The sequence below is a fragment of the Rhodopseudomonas sp. NSM genome, assembly GCF_052445935.1.
Lineage (GTDB): Bacteria > Pseudomonadota > Alphaproteobacteria > Rhizobiales > Xanthobacteraceae > Rhodopseudomonas.
In genome coordinates this window covers 13,163-28,160 of record NZ_JBQTCH010000011.1, presented here as the reverse complement: position 1 = coordinate 28,160, position 14,998 = coordinate 13,163, and the positions used below count along the sequence as shown (strand labels likewise).

15 protein-coding genes are annotated in these 14,998 nt (G+C 66.3%); 13 read left to right on the top strand and 2 right to left on the bottom strand.

The window, feature by feature from the left end:
• Nucleotides 1-6 precede the first annotated feature (6 nt).
• The 8 genes from ACTZWT_RS22700 (at nt 7) to ACTZWT_RS22665 (ending at nt 6,849) form a co-directional block, all read left to right on the top strand.
• Entirely contained in the window at nt 7-402 is a 396-nt protein-coding gene (locus ACTZWT_RS22700) for a flagellar export chaperone FliS (protein WP_444771949.1), read from the top strand.
• A gap of 180 nt (nt 403-582) precedes the next feature.
• On the top strand, nt 583-870 hold the full coding sequence (locus ACTZWT_RS22695; RefSeq protein WP_444771948.1) for a hypothetical protein: 288 nt from the start codon (nt 583-585) through the stop codon (nt 868-870).
• Nucleotides 871-1,452: 582 nt separating this feature from the next.
• Complete coding sequence (locus ACTZWT_RS22690; protein ID WP_444771947.1) at nt 1,453-2,115, top strand: flagellar hook assembly protein FlgD; 663 nt, start codon at nt 1,453-1,455, stop codon at nt 2,113-2,115.
• 19 nt (nt 2,116-2,134) lie between these two features.
• A complete protein-coding gene (gene flgE, locus ACTZWT_RS22685; protein ID WP_444771946.1) occupies nt 2,135-3,400 on the top strand; it encodes a flagellar hook protein FlgE in 1,266 nt (421 codons plus the stop codon).
• Between the two features lie 3 nt (nt 3,401-3,403).
• The gene (locus ACTZWT_RS22680) at nt 3,404-3,658 is read left to right on the top strand and encodes a hypothetical protein (protein ID WP_444771945.1); all 255 of its coding nucleotides are present in this window, start codon (nt 3,404-3,406) and stop codon (nt 3,656-3,658) included.
• Nucleotides 3,659-3,678: 20 nt separating this feature from the next.
• Nucleotides 3,679-4,134 carry a flagellar protein FlgN gene (locus tag ACTZWT_RS22675; protein ID WP_444771944.1) on the top strand — a complete coding sequence of 152 codons (456 nt, stop codon included), beginning with the start codon at nt 3,679-3,681 and terminating at the stop codon, nt 4,132-4,134.
• A gap of 22 nt (nt 4,135-4,156) precedes the next feature.
• The gene (flgK, locus tag ACTZWT_RS22670) at nt 4,157-5,923 is read left to right on the top strand and encodes a flagellar hook-associated protein FlgK (RefSeq protein ID WP_444771943.1); all 1,767 of its coding nucleotides are present in this window, start codon (nt 4,157-4,159) and stop codon (nt 5,921-5,923) included.
• A 14-nt stretch (nt 5,924-5,937) separates the two neighbouring features.
• Nucleotides 5,938-6,849 (top strand): flagellin, encoded by a 912-nt coding sequence (locus ACTZWT_RS22665; protein WP_444771942.1) that lies wholly within the window; start codon nt 5,938-5,940, stop codon nt 6,847-6,849.
• Nucleotides 6,850-7,094: 245 nt separating this feature from the next.
• Here the strand turns inward: ACTZWT_RS22665 and ACTZWT_RS22660 are convergent, their stop codons facing one another.
• Nucleotides 7,095-7,901, bottom strand: a complete 807-nt coding sequence (locus tag ACTZWT_RS22660; protein WP_444771941.1) for an SDR family oxidoreductase — start codon at nt 7,899-7,901, stop codon at nt 7,095-7,097.
• A 132-nt stretch (nt 7,902-8,033) separates the two neighbouring features.
• Complete coding sequence (locus tag ACTZWT_RS22655; RefSeq protein ID WP_444771940.1) at nt 8,034-9,092, bottom strand: polysaccharide deacetylase family protein; 1,059 nt, start codon at nt 9,090-9,092, stop codon at nt 8,034-8,036.
• A 157-nt stretch (nt 9,093-9,249) separates the two neighbouring features.
• Between ACTZWT_RS22655 and ACTZWT_RS22650 the strand changes: the two genes are divergently transcribed.
• From ACTZWT_RS22650 to pstS, 5 genes are all read left to right on the top strand, one after another.
• Complete coding sequence (locus ACTZWT_RS22650) at nt 9,250-10,644, top strand: OmpA family protein (RefSeq protein WP_444771939.1); 1,395 nt, start codon at nt 9,250-9,252, stop codon at nt 10,642-10,644.
• Between the two features lie 4 nt (nt 10,645-10,648).
• Nucleotides 10,649-10,945, top strand: a complete 297-nt coding sequence (locus ACTZWT_RS22645) for a hypothetical protein (RefSeq protein WP_444771938.1) — start codon at nt 10,649-10,651, stop codon at nt 10,943-10,945.
• A 259-nt stretch (nt 10,946-11,204) separates the two neighbouring features.
• Nucleotides 11,205-12,239: a lysylphosphatidylglycerol synthase domain-containing protein gene (locus ACTZWT_RS22640; RefSeq protein ID WP_444771937.1), complete on the top strand. Its 1,035-nt coding sequence runs from the start codon at nt 11,205-11,207 to the stop codon at nt 12,237-12,239.
• Between the two features lie 2 nt (nt 12,240-12,241).
• Nucleotides 12,242-13,579 carry a sensor histidine kinase gene (locus ACTZWT_RS22635; RefSeq protein WP_444771936.1) on the top strand — a complete coding sequence of 446 codons (1,338 nt, stop codon included), beginning with the start codon at nt 12,242-12,244 and terminating at the stop codon, nt 13,577-13,579.
• A 152-nt stretch (nt 13,580-13,731) separates the two neighbouring features.
• The gene (gene pstS, locus ACTZWT_RS22630) at nt 13,732-14,742 is read left to right on the top strand and encodes a phosphate ABC transporter substrate-binding protein PstS (protein WP_444771935.1); all 1,011 of its coding nucleotides are present in this window, start codon (nt 13,732-13,734) and stop codon (nt 14,740-14,742) included.
• Nucleotides 14,743-14,998: the final 256 nt, after the last annotated feature.

Genomic DNA, 14,998 nt, shown 5'->3' with positions numbered 1-14,998 from the left:
TCGATCATGCAGAACCACGCCCGCCTTCACGCGGCCCAGGCCTATCGCAGCGCCGCCGTCGCCGTTCCCCCGCTGCGCGCGGTGGTGATGCTGCTCGACGGCGTCGTCAAGGCGCTGCAGAGCTCGATCGCCGCGGGCGAAGCGAAGCGGTTCGAGGAAAGCCACACGCAGATGATCCGCGCGACCGCGATCCTGCGCGGCCTCAGCCACCATCTGAATTTCGACAGAGGCGGCGCGGTGGCCGAGGGCCTGCACGCGACGTATCACAGCCTGATCATGGCCTGCCTGCGGTCCTATGGGCGGCCGGATTCGGCGGAACGCTACAAGCGCATCATCGCCAGCCTGACCGAACTGCGGGATGCCTGGGCCTATGTCGAACGCGAGGCCCCGAAGGCGAACTGACACCGGCCGGAGCCGACGACTCGCCGCCCGCTTCCGGATCCGAAACCGCGCATTTTTGCGGTTGATAAGCCGCGCCGCTGTTGCCTATCGGCCGCCCCTGCCTTACGAGCGGTCGACTGTCCGCGCAACCGCCGGCCGTCATTGCTGCCGGAATATCGCGCTGGTCGGACGGTTTCCAGAATGGACGTTGCCGAATTCAAGGATCTGCTCGATCGACGCGGCGACGATCTGACCGCGTGGCCGGCCGCCGAGCGTGAGCAGGCCGACCTGCTGCTGAGCAATTCCGAGCAAGCCCGGCTTGCGCTGGCCGAGGCGCAGTTACTCCGCGCGGCGCTGCGCTCCGCCCCGGTGCGCGCGCCGGCCGGTCTGGTCGACCGGATCGTCGGCAAGGCGCGCGAAGCCGCAGCCGCGCCGGAACGCCGCGACGACGATCCCGGCAACAATCCCGACGACGACACCAAGCGATAGCGCTCTCGGGCGACCGCCACGCGCCGCCGCGCACTCCCGCTCCCGCAAGCGCGGGCGATGACAGATGGGCTCCAGCCCGGCGTCGCGTCTGGCCATGCCTGTCCTCCGTCGTCCCCGCGCAGGCGGGGACCCATACGCCGCAGCTTCTCGATTGAACCGCTGCGGGAGCGGCCTTCCTTCACTTGCGAAGCCAGGGGCTATGGGTCCCCGCCTGCGCGGGGACGACATGTTGCGAATGCAGCGGCCGAACATTCGATTGAGATCCGACCTCCCCCGCAAGCGGGAGCGGTTGCGCGGTGCCGGTCGCCGGTCCGCATAAGGACATTCCACACCCTGGCGGAAGGCAATTTTTGCCGGGCTTTCGGGCTTGGTTTCGATTCAACGGAAATCCAAAAAACGACTGCAGCACAGCAACAAGTCGCGACGCGGGAAGCCGCGCCCGACATCCATTCGTCCGCCGCAAAATACTTCGCCTGAACCGCCGGCAGCGGCCGTTTCACTAGGGAACGGATTTCGAGACCCCTCCAATTCACCCAAGGCAGATCCGAGGCGCAGCGCGCCCGGAGGTTGCTGGAGCGCGCCATGACTGTTGCTGCAACGACGGCGACTACCACCACCGCCTCGACGGTCGCGTCGACCGCGTCGACCACCGCGAGCCTCACGTCGAACGAATTCCTGACCTTGCTCGTCACCGAGCTGCAGAACCAGAATCCGCTGGAGCCGACCAGCACCACGGACTTCGTCAATCAGCTCACCTCCTACGCGAATTTCGAGCAGCAGCAGACGCTGAACACCAACCTCACCACGCTGACGACGTCGCTCAACAGTCTGCTGACGCTGAACTCGTCGAACTACATCGGCCAGACCGTCACCGCCAAGGCCGACACCGGCACGCTGCAGGACGGTCAGGTCTCGTTCGGCTACTCGCTGGATTCGGCCGCCTCCAGCGTCACGCTCACCGTCAAGGACTCGTCCGGCAATGCGGTCTGGAGCGGCAGCGGCACGACGACGTCGGGCACCAACTCCTTCACCTGGGACGGCACCACCACCGACGGCACGCAGCTCTCCGACGGCGGTCAATACACGCTCGAAGTGTCGGCGACCGATTCCACCGGCCAGTCGGTCTACGGCTACACCACCGTCACCGGCAAGGTGACCTCGATCGATAATTCCACCGGCACGCCGATGCTCAACATCGGCAACACCTCGGTCAGCACCGACAACGTCATCGGCGTCACCGCCTGAACCAGCCCGGAGTAACAGCATGAGTTTGTCAGGCGCACTTTCGTCCGCGATCTCCGCGTTGAACGCGCAGAGTTCGGCGCTGGCGATGATCTCCGACAACATCGCGAATTCGTCGACGGTCGGCTACAAGACCACCTCGGCCTCGTTCGAGTCGCTGGTCACCAACGCGTCTGGCGCGTCGTCCTACTCGTCCGGCGGTGTCACGGCGTCGGCGTCGTCCAACATCACCACGCAGGGCCTGCTGACCTCGACCACGACCTCGACCAACATCGCCATCCAGGGCAACGGCTTCTTTCCGGTGACGACCTCGCTCGACGGCGGGTCGACGCTCTATACGCGCAACGGCTCGTTCACGATCGACTCCGACGGCTACCTCGTCAATGACGGCGCCTATCTGCTCGGCTGGCGCACCGACGCGTCCGGCGAGGTCATCGGCACCGCCAGCGAAGGCAATCTGGTCCCGATCGACACCAGCGTGGCCAAGACCAGCAGCGGCGCCACCACCTCGACGTCGTTCGCCGCGAACCTGCCGGCCGACGCCGCGGTCGGCGACACCTTCACCACGTCGATGCCGATGTACGATTCGCTCGGCACCGCCAGCACGATGCAGGTGACGTGGGCGAAGACCGCCGAGAACACCTGGAGCGCCAGCTTCGGCAAGCCGACGCTGGCGTCGGACTCGACGACGACGCTCGCCGCGGCCCCGACCGACACCATCACCGTCTCGTTCAACACCGACGGCTCGCTGGCCAGCACCAATCCGAGCCCGGCGACCGTCACGATCAGCGACTGGACCACCGGCGCCGCCGACAGCAAGATCACACTCGACCTCGGCACCGTCGGCGGAAAAGACGGTCTCACGCAATTGTCCTCGGACCTGTCGACGCCGGCCGTGACCATCGACGGCATCGAGTCCGACGGCCTGGCGTTCGGCAAGCTCAGCAGCGTCGCGGTCGGCGACGACGGCACCGTCAACGCGACCTACTCCAATGGCGAGACCATCGCGATCTACAAGATCCCCGTCGCGACCTTCACCGCGTCGGACCAGCTCGAAGCGCAGAGCGGCGGATTGTACGCGACGACGGCTGCGTCCGGGACCGCGACGCTGCAGCAATCCGGCACCAACGGCGCCGGCACGATCTACGGCAGCGAACTCGAATCCAGCACCACCGACACCAATGAACAATTCAGCAGCATGATCTCGGCGCAACAGGCGTATTCGGCCGCGTCGCAAGTGATCACGGCGGTCAACAAGATGTTCGACACCCTGATCGCGGCGATCTGAGTCATGACCGATCGCGGCGACGATAACGAGCTTTTCACGCGGCTGGATCGCCTGCTGACGGCGGCCAAGCTGATCCGCGGCGGCGAGCGACGGCTGATCCTGAGCCTCGAGAGCGACATCCGGCGCGTCCGCGCCGCGCTGAGCGCGCGCTGCGAGGCGCTGGCGCAGGACATGAGAACGCTGAATGCGCGCAGCAACGCGGCGTCGGCCTACGGCCGGACCGCCTCGATCGGGCGCGGCGCGCCTCACCGCAAATGAACGACGACGGAGTGAACGAGATGATGAAGAGCCCCCCGCTGCAGCCCGCGATCGTCCAGGACAGCTCCCGCATCGAGGATCTGGTCGAACTGATCGACCAGCTGATCGACGTCGTGACCGAAGAGAACATCGCGCTGGCGATGGGGCTGCCGGCGTCGCAATCGCGGCACACCGCCCGCAAGCTCGAATTGTCGGATCTGTTCGAGCAATGGGTCAAGCAGGTCGCGATGAAGAACGTGCTGCTGAGCACGCCGGACCGCGCGCTGCAGATCAAGGTGCTGGATCGGATCGAGCGGCTCCGGGGCGTGATGGACGAGAACATCATCCGGCTGCGCGCGGCGATCGAGGCCAGCCAGCGGCGCATCGACGCCGTGATGGCGGCGATCCGCGAACAGATTTCCGGCAACTCGCCCTACGGGGCGAACGGCCGCATCAGCGGCCAGGCCGCCTCCGCCGCACGGGGCGTTCGGATCTGACCTGACCGCAGCGGAGGGTTCCATGTCGCTCGACATCGCGCGCAGTATCGCTGTCAGCAGCCTGACGGCTTCTCAGTTTCAGATCAGCGTCGCGTCGTCGAACATCTCGAACGCCGACACCACCGGCTACAGCGTCAAGACCGCCAACCAGGTCGCCACCACCAGCGGCGGCGCCGGCACCGGCGTTGCGATCACCGGGATCACCAGCAGCGTCGACAAGCTGCTGATGAAGTCCGTCATCGCCGCGACCTCCGAACTCGGCGCCGCCGAGATCGACGACACCTATCTGGATCGCCTGCAGGCGCTGTACGGCAGCACCTCGGGTGCCAACGACACCGGCACCTCGCTTGCCAATACGCTGGCGTCGCTGGAATCGGCGGTGACGTCGCTGGCCGGGACCCCCAGCAGCGCCTCGCTGCAGGCCAATGTCGTCAGCGCGCTGGACGATCTGGCGTCGCAGTTGCGCGAGACGTCGAGCGGCATCCAGTCGCTGCGGGCGGACGCCGACGCCGAGATTGCGTCCGACGTCGACGAGGTCAACACCGCGCTGCAGACGATCGACGACCTCAACGACCAGATCAAGCAGGCGGCCGCCTCCGGCCAGTCAACCGCCGATCTGGAAGACCAGCGCAACGTCGCGCTACAGACGGTCGCCGAGAAGATGAATATCAGCTACTTCGTGTCGTCGTCCGGCGACATGCAGGTCTACACCTCCGGCGGGCAGGCGCTGGTCGACAGCAGCGCGCATCTGCTCGGCTTCACGGCGGCGTCCTCGGTCAAGGCGTCGTCGACCTATGACGGCACTTCGTCCGGCCTCAGCGGCATCACCCTCAACGGCGTCGACGTCACCTCGCAGATCAGCTCCGGCGAAATCGGCGCGCTGCTCGACCTGCGTGACACCGAACTGCCGGCCGCGCAGGCGCAGCTCGACCAGTTGGCGACGACGCTGGCCGACAGCCTGAACGCCGCGAGCAATGCCGGCACCGCGCTGCCGCCGCCCGCGACGCTGACCGGCACCACTGCGGTGACGTCGTCGACGGCGCTGTCGGCCACCGGCACCGTGCGGATCGCGGCCGTCGATCAGTCGGGCAATCTGGTGTCCTATGGCGATCTCGATCTGTCGAGCTATGCGACGGTCGGCGATCTGGTCGACGGCATCAACGGCATTTCGGGCCTCAGCGCCTCGATCGATTCCAGCGGCCGGCTGGTGATCTCCGCGACCGGCAGCAGCAACGGCGTCGCGATCAACGAGATGACCAGCGCGGTCGGCGCCGCCGGCGCCGGCCTGTCCGACTATTTCGGCCTCAACGATCTGGTCACCGGCACCGGCGCGTCGAACTTCGCGGTGCGCAGCGACATCCTGGCGAATTCCGGGCTGTTCCAGGTGACCACGCTCGACTCCTCCGCGACGTTGACGACGGGCGGCAAGGTGCTGACCGCGGGCTCGACCGAAGTCGTCGACAGCCTGTATTCGGCGCTGACCTCCTCCCGCAGCTTCAGTGCGTCCGGCGGGCTCGGCTCGACCACCGGATCGTTCGCCGACTACGCCGCCGATATCATCTCCAACGTCGCCTCGAAGGCGACCTCGGCGGCGACCACCTACACCGCCAAGAGCACGACGCAATCCAGCCTCGCCAACGCGCTGACTTCGCAATCCGGCGTCAACCTCGACGAGGAGACCGCGAAGATCAGTTCGCTGCAGAATCAGTACACCGCCGCGTCGCAACTGATTCAGGTGATCAACGAGATGTTCTCGTCGCTGATGACCGCCGTGCAGAGCGTCGGCTGACAGGAGAGCATCCGATGTTGAGCCGCGTCGCCACTTTCGCCAACGCCGACCAGATGGTCGCGGCCGCGCTGCGCACGCAGAGCACGATGGCCAATCAGCAGATCCAGGAGGCGTCCGGGCTGGTGTCGTCGGATTTCGGCGGGCTCGGTTCCAGCTCGCAGCAGGTGCTGAACCTGCAGGTCTCGGTGACGCGGTCGCAATCCTATATCGACGCCGCGACGCTCGCCAACGGCAAGGTCGAGGTGATGTATTCGGCGGTGAATTCGATCGCCGACCTGATCACCGAATTCCGCACGCTGCTGACCAGCGCCAGCAATGCCGCCAGCACCGATGCGGCCAGCGTGACGCAATCGGCGCAGAGCATGCTGGAACAGATGACCTCGCTGCTCAACACGCAGTACAACGCCGGCTATCTGTTTTCCGGCTCCGACACCAAGACCGCGCCGGTCGATATTTCGTCGGCGACCTATGCGGCCGCGACCTCGCCGTCGTCGGCGGACACCAGCTATTATCAGGGCAACAGCCACCTCGCCTCGGTGCGCGTCTCCGACAGCCAGACGGTGTCCTACGGGGTCACGGCCGACAGCACCGCCTTCGAGCAGGCGATGCGGGCGATGAATCTGGTGGCCAACAATTCGCCGCTGTCGACCGACACGCTGAACGAGGCGCTCGATCTCGCGGTCGGCGCGATCGACAGTATCGGCGTGGTCCAGACCCGGCTGTCGAACGCGGCGTCGTCGATCGCCAAGGCGAGCTCGTATCAGACCGAGTATCAATCCTACGCCGAGACGCTCGGCAGCGACCTCACCGGCGTCGACGTTGCCGCGGTCACCGCCAAGCTGTCGACCTATCAGGCGCAACTGACGGCCTCCTACTCGGCGATCGCCAAGGTGCAGAGCCTCAACCTCGCGAGCTATCTGGCCTAGAGCGGTTCAGCGAATGATTGAAGCCATGCGGTATTCTCGCGTGCAGAGTCGTCATCCTGAGGTGCGAGCGCAGCGAGCCTCGAAGGATGCGGCCAAGGCGCTTGCGGCTCATCCTTCGAGGCCCGTTGGGCCGCGCATGGCGCGGCCCAACGGGCACCTCAGGATGACGGCGGTGATTCCATCAAAACCAGAGCTGCTCTAGCAGGCGCTCGCCGAGCCGACGCGAGCGCTCCCGTCCGCCCGGCTTACGCCCAGCCGTCGCCCTTGATGCCCGGGTTGGCGTAGGCGACGCCGCCGTCGACCGCGATGGTGGTGCCGACGACGTAGTCGCCGGCGCGCGACGCCAGATAGATCGCGGTGCCGGCCATGTCCTCGTCGGTGCCGATCCGGCCGGACGGCACCCGGCTGGCCACCGCGTCGGCTTCGTCGCGGGCGGCCTTGTTCATGTCCGACGCGAACGGACCCGGCGCGATCGCGGTCACCACGATGTGGTCCCTGATCAGCCGCACCGCCATCCGCCGCGTAAGATGGATCAGTCCGGCTTTTGAGGCCGCATACGGATAGGTCTCCAGCGGGTTGACGAAGATGCCGTCGATCGAGGCGATGTTGATCACCTTGCCGGGGCGCTCGGCGGTGGCGGCGGCGCGCAGCGGCGCGTGCAGCGCCTTGGTCAGGAAGAAGGGCGTCTTGACGTTGAGGTCCATCACCTTGTCCCAGCCGCTCTCCGGGAATTCGTCGAAATCCGCCGCCCAGGCGGCGCCGGCATTGTTGACGAGGATGTCGAGCTTCGGTTCGCGCTTCTTGATCTCGCCGGCCAGCATCTCGATGCCGGCCATGGTCGAGATGTCGATCGGCAGCGCGATGCAGTCGCCGGAATGCTGTTCGCTCAGTTCCGCCGCGGTGGCTTCGCAGGCCGCGGCCTTGCGCGCGGTGATGTAGACCCGCGCCGCGCCGTAAGCGAGAAAGCCCGAGGCGATCATCCTGCCGATGCCGCGCGAGCCGCCGGTCACGACTGCGACGCGGCCTTCCAGCGAAAACAGATTGTGGAACATGCATCCTCCCGTTGTTTGCCCGATGGTTTGCGGCGCGGCCCACAGCGAGTCAAGGCGAGGGCGCAGCGATGCGCGCCGCGTTCCGCCTCTCGGAAATATCAGCCGGTGCGCAAGGGGAAGTTGAGACGACTATCAGGCCGCGTCGACGCGGCGGAATCCGTTCCACATCGCGGTGGCGGCGCCCGACGTCAGCACCGGCAGGATGCGGTCGTCCTGGTAGTTGCCGTTGAGCGAGACCCGCGGCAGCGCGGTGAGGTGATCGGCGACGCCGGCGAACAGCATCCCAGGCCGCGTCGTCACCGCGGTCTTGTAGCCGGCCTGCCGCGCCAGCTCGTATTCGCGCGGCCCCGCGGCGGCGCGGTCGCCATAGGGATAAGCGAGATGCGCGACCTCGCGCTGCAGGTGGCTTGCGATCCGGGCGCGGCTGATCGACAATTCGTGCGCGGCCAGCGCGTCGCGCTGCTTGGCGAGGTTGCAATGGGTGATGGAGTGGGCGCCGATCGTCACCAGCTCGTGCCCGGCAAAGCTCCGCAGTTCGTCCCAGGTCAGGCAGAGTTCGCGGCCGGCGGCGATTTCGTCGGTCCGGGTGCGGGCGCACAGCGCGCTCATGGCGCGCGGCAGATCGTCGCCCTCGGGCAGGGCGCGCAGCATGTCGTGCAGCCGGTCGAACGCATCCTGCTTGGCCTCCGGCGTGCGCGCATCGAGCCTGATCCCGACGCCGCCGATCTCCGTTTCGATCCAGTCGCGGCGGGCGATCAGCCGCTCCAGCGTGATCCACCACAGCCGCCCGGTGCCCTGCGCGAAGTCGCTCGCGACATAGACGGTGAACGGCGCCTGAAACTCCTCGAATACCGGCAGCGCGAAGTCCCGATTGTCGCGATAGCCGTCGTCCAGCGTGATGCAGGCGAAGCGGCGGCCGAATTCCCGCGCCGTGAGCCGGCGGTGCAGCTCGTCGAGCGAAATGATGTCGATATTCTGGGCGCGCAGATGTCGCAGCGTCGCGCGCAGAAATTCGGGCGTGACCTCGAGATGGCGGTTCGGCTGAAACGCGTCCGGCCGCGCCGGTTTCACATTGTGCAGCATGAAAATCGTCCCGATCCCGGAAAAGATCGGACGCAGCACATGATAGGCGCCGGTAAAATACAGCGCGTCGAGCCCGGCGCGGATGATATTGTGGCGGAACTGCTTCATCGGGCTGCGGGCTGATTCATTTCGGGACAATGCTAGCGCCCTCATGTTGAAGAAACGGTTATAGAGAACGGCCGGATCGGCGGCTTTTTTCTTGAATTGCGTTTGACAGCCTTCCAACGGTTTGATTTCTCTCTGCTTCTGATCCACGGGAAGCGGAATGCGCGGACTTTTCAGATCGAGCGGCCAATGGTGGCGCGGCGCCATCATCCTGATCGCTCTATGGGCGATCGCGGCGTGGACCACCACGCCGGACGTCGAAGCCGATGTCGCCCAGCGGTCCGCCGCGGCGCTCAAGAGCACCGTCCTGGACAAGACCCGGCTGACGCCGGCCGGCCGCGACATCCTGTTCTCGGCCGATGCGTTTTCCGAGGAAGGCCGCCGCAGTGCGGTCGCCGCGGTGGAGGCCGTTCCGGGCGTGCGTCTGGTGCTGGATCAGACCCGGCTGGTGCCGCAGGCGACGCCGTTCGTCTGGTCGATCGAGCGCGATGTCGTTCGCGTCACGCTGGCCGGGAGCGCGCCATTGCCTGCCAGCCGGGCGCGGCTGGCGGACGCTGCCCGCGCCGAAATGGCCGGCGTCGAGGTTGCCGACCGCATGACGCTCGCCCGCGGCGCCCCGACCCGGTTCGATGCCGCCGCCCTGCTGCTGGTCGACCAGATCGGCAAGCTGAAGGAAGGCAAGATCACGCTGTCCGACACCAGGGTCAGCCTCACCGGCATGGCGCGCGATCTCGGCGGCCGCGAGGCCATCGGCGCCGCGCTCAGGAACCTGCCGGACGGCTATTCGGTCGCGGAGAACGCCATCCAGGCGCCGCCTTACGTGTTCCAGGCCAACAAGGATCCGGTGGCGTCGACGCTGACGCTGACCGGCTACGTCCCGGACAACAATGTCCATGCGGCGCTGGCGACGGCCGCCGGCCGGAAGTTCTTCAGCGAGAAGGTGGTCGACAATCTCAAGGCCAGCATCGGCGCGCCGCAGGGCTTCGCCAATGCCGTCACGCCGGCGCTGGGCGCGCTGTCGCGGCTCTCGACCGGAACGCTGGTGGTGTCCGACCGCGAAGTGCGGCTGTCGGGGGACGCGCTGTTCGAGGCGGCGGTCAGCCAGATCCGCGGCGAATTGAACAAGGACATGCCGCAGGGCTGGACGGTCAAGGCCGACCTCTCGGTCAAGCCGCCGGCCTCGCCGGTCGATGCCTCGGTCTGCCAGCAATTGTTCGACGACCTGCTCGGCAAGAGCACGGTGCGCTTCGAATCCGCCAGCGCCACCATCGAGAAGGACTCTGCCGGCCTGCTCGACCGGCTGATCGAGACCGCGATGCGGTGTCCCGGGGCCTCGATCGAGGTCGCCGGCCACACCGACAGCGATGGCGAGGACGGTTTCAACCAGGCGCTGTCGGAGAAGCGCGCGCGGGCGGTGGTCGACTATATGGTCAGGGCGGGTCTTGCGCCCGAACGTTTCCAGGCATTCGGTTACGGCAGCCGGATTCCGCTCGCCGGCAATGACAGCGATGCTGGCAAGGCGAAAAATCGCCGCATCGATTTCGTGATCAGGTGACGGCATGATGGCGATGGCGGATTTCTATGGAGGCTGGCTGCTCGGCTCGGTGCTGCTGGGGTTCGCCGCGGGCTGGATTGCGGTGGTGCAACGCGGCGAGGGGCTGTCGAAGAACGCCTCGATGGGGCTCGGCGGGGTGGCGGCGGTGCTGGTCGGTCTGTCGCTCGCCCGCATCGTCCCGGGTCGTGCCGGCTATTGGCTCGATCTTTTCCTTGTCATGATGGCAGCCTATCTGGTGGGGTGTGCGATCGGATCGTGGCTGCGTTACTGGGTCGTCGCGCGGCAGATGAAGGGGCGCTGACCCCGGCGAATGCGCCAGGCGCGCCTTGCCCGGCAAAAACTCCGCGGACAGGCGGGTGGATGCGAAAAGTGGATGTGAAATCCGGATGTGAAACCGGTCGGCTCGGCCGGATTTGAATCAAGGAGCGGGATTGGCGGGATCGTCCGAATTCCATCGAACCCGGGAACAAGCTACCAAGGCGTCCCGGCCACGGACCGGTAACGGTTGCCGTGATATCGATCACAACGTCCCAGGCGGCGGAGAGGGATTCGAGGTCTAGATGGTGGCCGCAATCGGCAGGGCGATCGCGCTTCTGCGCGAGAAGCAAATCCTGCACAAGCTGGGTGTTGCGATCAGCATCGCGGTCATCGCGGCCGCTTGTTACGTCCTCTTCCACCAGGTGCGCGGCATCGACGTCGACGACGTCCTCGCCGCGATTCACAAGATCCCGCCGAGTTCGATCGTGCTGGCCGGCGTGTTCGTCGCCGCGGGCTACTTCACCCTGACCTTCTACGACCTGTTCGCGTTGCGCACGATCGGCCGCAACGACGTGCCCTATCGCACCGCCGCGCTCGCCGCCTTCACCAGCTATTCGATCGGCCACAATGTCGGCGCCAGCGTGTTCACCGGCGGCGCCGTGCGCTACCGGATCTATACCGCCTGGGGGCTCGACGGCATCGACGTCGCCAAGATCTGCTTTCTCGCCGGCCTGACCTTCTGGCTCGGCAATGCCGCCGTGCTCGGCTTGGGGATCGCCTATCATCCGGAGGCGGCGTCCTCGATCGATCAGCTTCCGCCCTGGGTCAACCGCCTGCTGGCGCTGACGATCATCGGCGGGCTGGCCGCCTATGTGCTGTGGGTGTCGATCAAGCCGCGCCGGGTCGGCCGCGGCAGCTGGACCGTCGAGCTGCCGGGCGGACCGCTGACCATGCTGCAGATCGGCATCGGCATCGTCGATCTCGGCTTCTGCGCGCTGGCGATGTATGTGCTGGTGCCCGACGAACCCAATCTCGGCTTCGTCGTCGTGGCGGTGATCTTCGTCTCGGCGACGCTGCTCGGCTTCGCCAGCCATTCGCCCGGCGGGCTCGGGGTGTTCGATGCCGCGATGCTGGTCGGCCTGTGGCAGATGAACAAGGAAGAGCTGCTCGCGGGCATGCTGCTGTTCCGGATGCTGTACTACATCGTGCCGTTCGTCCTCTCGGTGGTCATCCTCGCGATCCGGGAAATCGTCATCGGCGCGCGTATGAAGCGAATGGACCGGCTCTCCGCGGCGCTCGATCCGAAGCCGATCCGACAGGATCCCACCCCAGGCTGACCATGATCGCGCATGCGCCCGACGAGTCCACCCGCCACGGCGCACCGCCGGTCCAGCCCCCGGACAAGACCCCCGCGCCGGTGGTGACGCCCTGGGCGGACCGCCTGCGTCACGCCGCGATCATTCTGCTCGCAGCCGCAATCGCGCTGGCGACGCTGGCTGCGCTCGGCGAGATCTCCGCCATCGCCGCGGGCGCGGTGTTCTTCTGCGTCGCGGCGGCGGCCCTGGTGCCGTGGCGGCTGCACGATGTGGTGCACAAGCGCGACGACGTTCCCGGCGTCAGCCCGGTCGAGACGCCGGTGGTGCGCGCCATCGTGGCCGGCATGCCCGACCCCGCCGTGCTGCTCGATCGCGCCGGTCGGGTGCTGCATCTCAATGCCGCCGCGGCGCAGCTCGCGCCGGCGCTGCGTGTCCGCGAACTCGCGCAATTCGCGCTGCGCAATCCCGAAATCGTCGTCGCGCTGCGCGAGGCGATCGCCACCGCCGAGCCGCGTCGCGTCAGCTATCTGGATCACGCGCCGATCGAGCGCTGGCTCGAACTGATCATCGCGCCGGTGCAGGTGCCGACCGCGTTCGGTGGCATGGACCAGTGCATGCTGATGACGTTTCACGATCTCACGCCGCTGCGCCGCGTCGAGGAGATGCGCGTCGATTTCGTCGCCAATGCCAGTCACGAATTGCGCACGCCGCTGGCGGCGCTGTCCGGCTTCATCGAAACGCTGCAGGGGCCGGCGCGCGACGATGCCAAGGCGCGCGAGCGCTTTCTCGGCATCATGCAGGCGCAGGCGACGCGGATGGCGCGGCTGATCGACGATCTGCTGTCGCTGTCGCGGGTCGAGCTCAGCGCCCATGTCCGGCCGGATGTGCAGATCGAGCTCGCGCCGCTGATCAGGCAGGTCGCCGACGGGCTCGAACCGCTGGCGAAGGAACGCCAGGTCGCGATCGAAATCGAAATGCCCGCGGCTCCGGCGGTAATCGCGGGCGACCGCGAGGAATTGCTGCGGGTATTCGAGAACCTGATCGAGAACGCGCTGAAATACGGCGCCTCCGGTGGCCGCGTCGTGGTCTCGGTCGCGGCGACATCGTCCACGGACGGCGGCACCGAATATCGCGTCGCGGTGCGCGACTTCGGCCCCGGCATCGCGCCCGAACATCTGCCCCGGCTGACCGAGCGATTTTACCGGGTCGACGTCGGCGATAGCCGCTCCCAGGGCGGTACTGGATTAGGATTATCGCTGGTGAAACATATTGTTAACCGCCACCGGGGCCGGCTTTTGATCGAAAGCGTACCAAAAAACGGCGCGACTTTCACCGTCTGTTTTCCTCCGGTAAAGCCCTAGGTTCGCGCCGAAAATTGACGTTATTTCAGTTGGTTACACTAGTCACATGAGTGTCATCAAACCCTCATAAAAGGTCAATCGACCGCTCGTAAAGCGAGCGGGGTAAGCGCAGTCGGGCGCGTTCAGCGCTTCGCTTACCAACGGAGACCATCATGAATTTCATCAAGTCCATCGTCGCAGCCGGACTGGTTGCGGCGTCGACCTCGGCCTTCGCGGCCGACATCACCGGCGCGGGCGCCACCTTCCCGTTCCCGCTGTATTCGAAGTGGGCGGATGCTTACAAGAAAGAGACCGGCAACGGCCTCAATTACCAGTCGATCGGTTCGGGCGCCGGCATCAAGCAGATCATCGCCAAGACCGTGACCTTCGGTGCCAGCGACATGCCGCTGAAGCCCGAGCAGCTCGAAAAGGAAGGCATGATCCAGTGGCCCCAGGCGATGGGCGCGCTGGTTCCGGTGATGAACCTCGAGGGCATCAAGCCCGGCGAGATGGTGTTCACCGGCGAACTGCTGGGCGACATCTATCTCGGCAAGATCAAGACCTGGAACGATCCGGCGATTGCCAAGCTCAATCCGAAGCTGAAGCTGCCGAGCGACGCGATCACCGTGGTGCGCCGCTCCGACGGTTCGGGCACGACGTTCCTGTGGACCGACTACCTGTCGAAGGTCAATTCGGAATGGAAGACCAAGGTCGGTTCCGGCACGGCGGTCGAGTGGCCGGTCGGCGTCGGCGCCAAGGGTAACGAAGGCGTTGCCGGCAACGTCAGCCAGACCAAGAACTCGATCGGCTATGTCGAATATGCCTACGCCAAGCAGAACAAGCTGACCTACGGCGCGATCGTCAACAAGGCCGGCAAGACCGTGCAGCCCACTGTTGCTGCTTTCCAGGCCGCGGCCGCCAACGCCGACTGGGCCGGATCGAAGAATTACTACGTGATCCTGACCAACCAGCCCGGCGAGGCCTCCTGGCCGATCACCGGCGCCACCTTCATCCTGATGCACAAGGAGCCGGTCGACAAGGCGGCCTCCTCGGAAGCCATCAAGTTCTTCACCTGGGCGTTCGAGAAGGGCGACAAGATGGCCGAAGAACTCGACTACATCCCGATGCCCCCGTCGGTGGTCAAGCAGGTCGAGAAGACCTGGTCCGCCGAGATCAAGAGCTGATCTGACCCGACAACGACACTCGCGGACCGGACGTCGTCCGGCCGCGGGTGAGGCGAGCCAGGCCGGGATTCATCACCACCGAGGTGACGATGGATCCCGGTGCCTGGGCCGGCCTGGGCCGCAGGGCTTCGCGGCGTGATCCATGTGCGACTCGTCCGGGATTCGTCTTGCCCGAGGTGGGGCTCCCGGGCTTGAGGCTTCTGCATCCGGTTCAATTGCGATCAGTTCAAACAAATCGCTTCAGGGCGCACGTTGC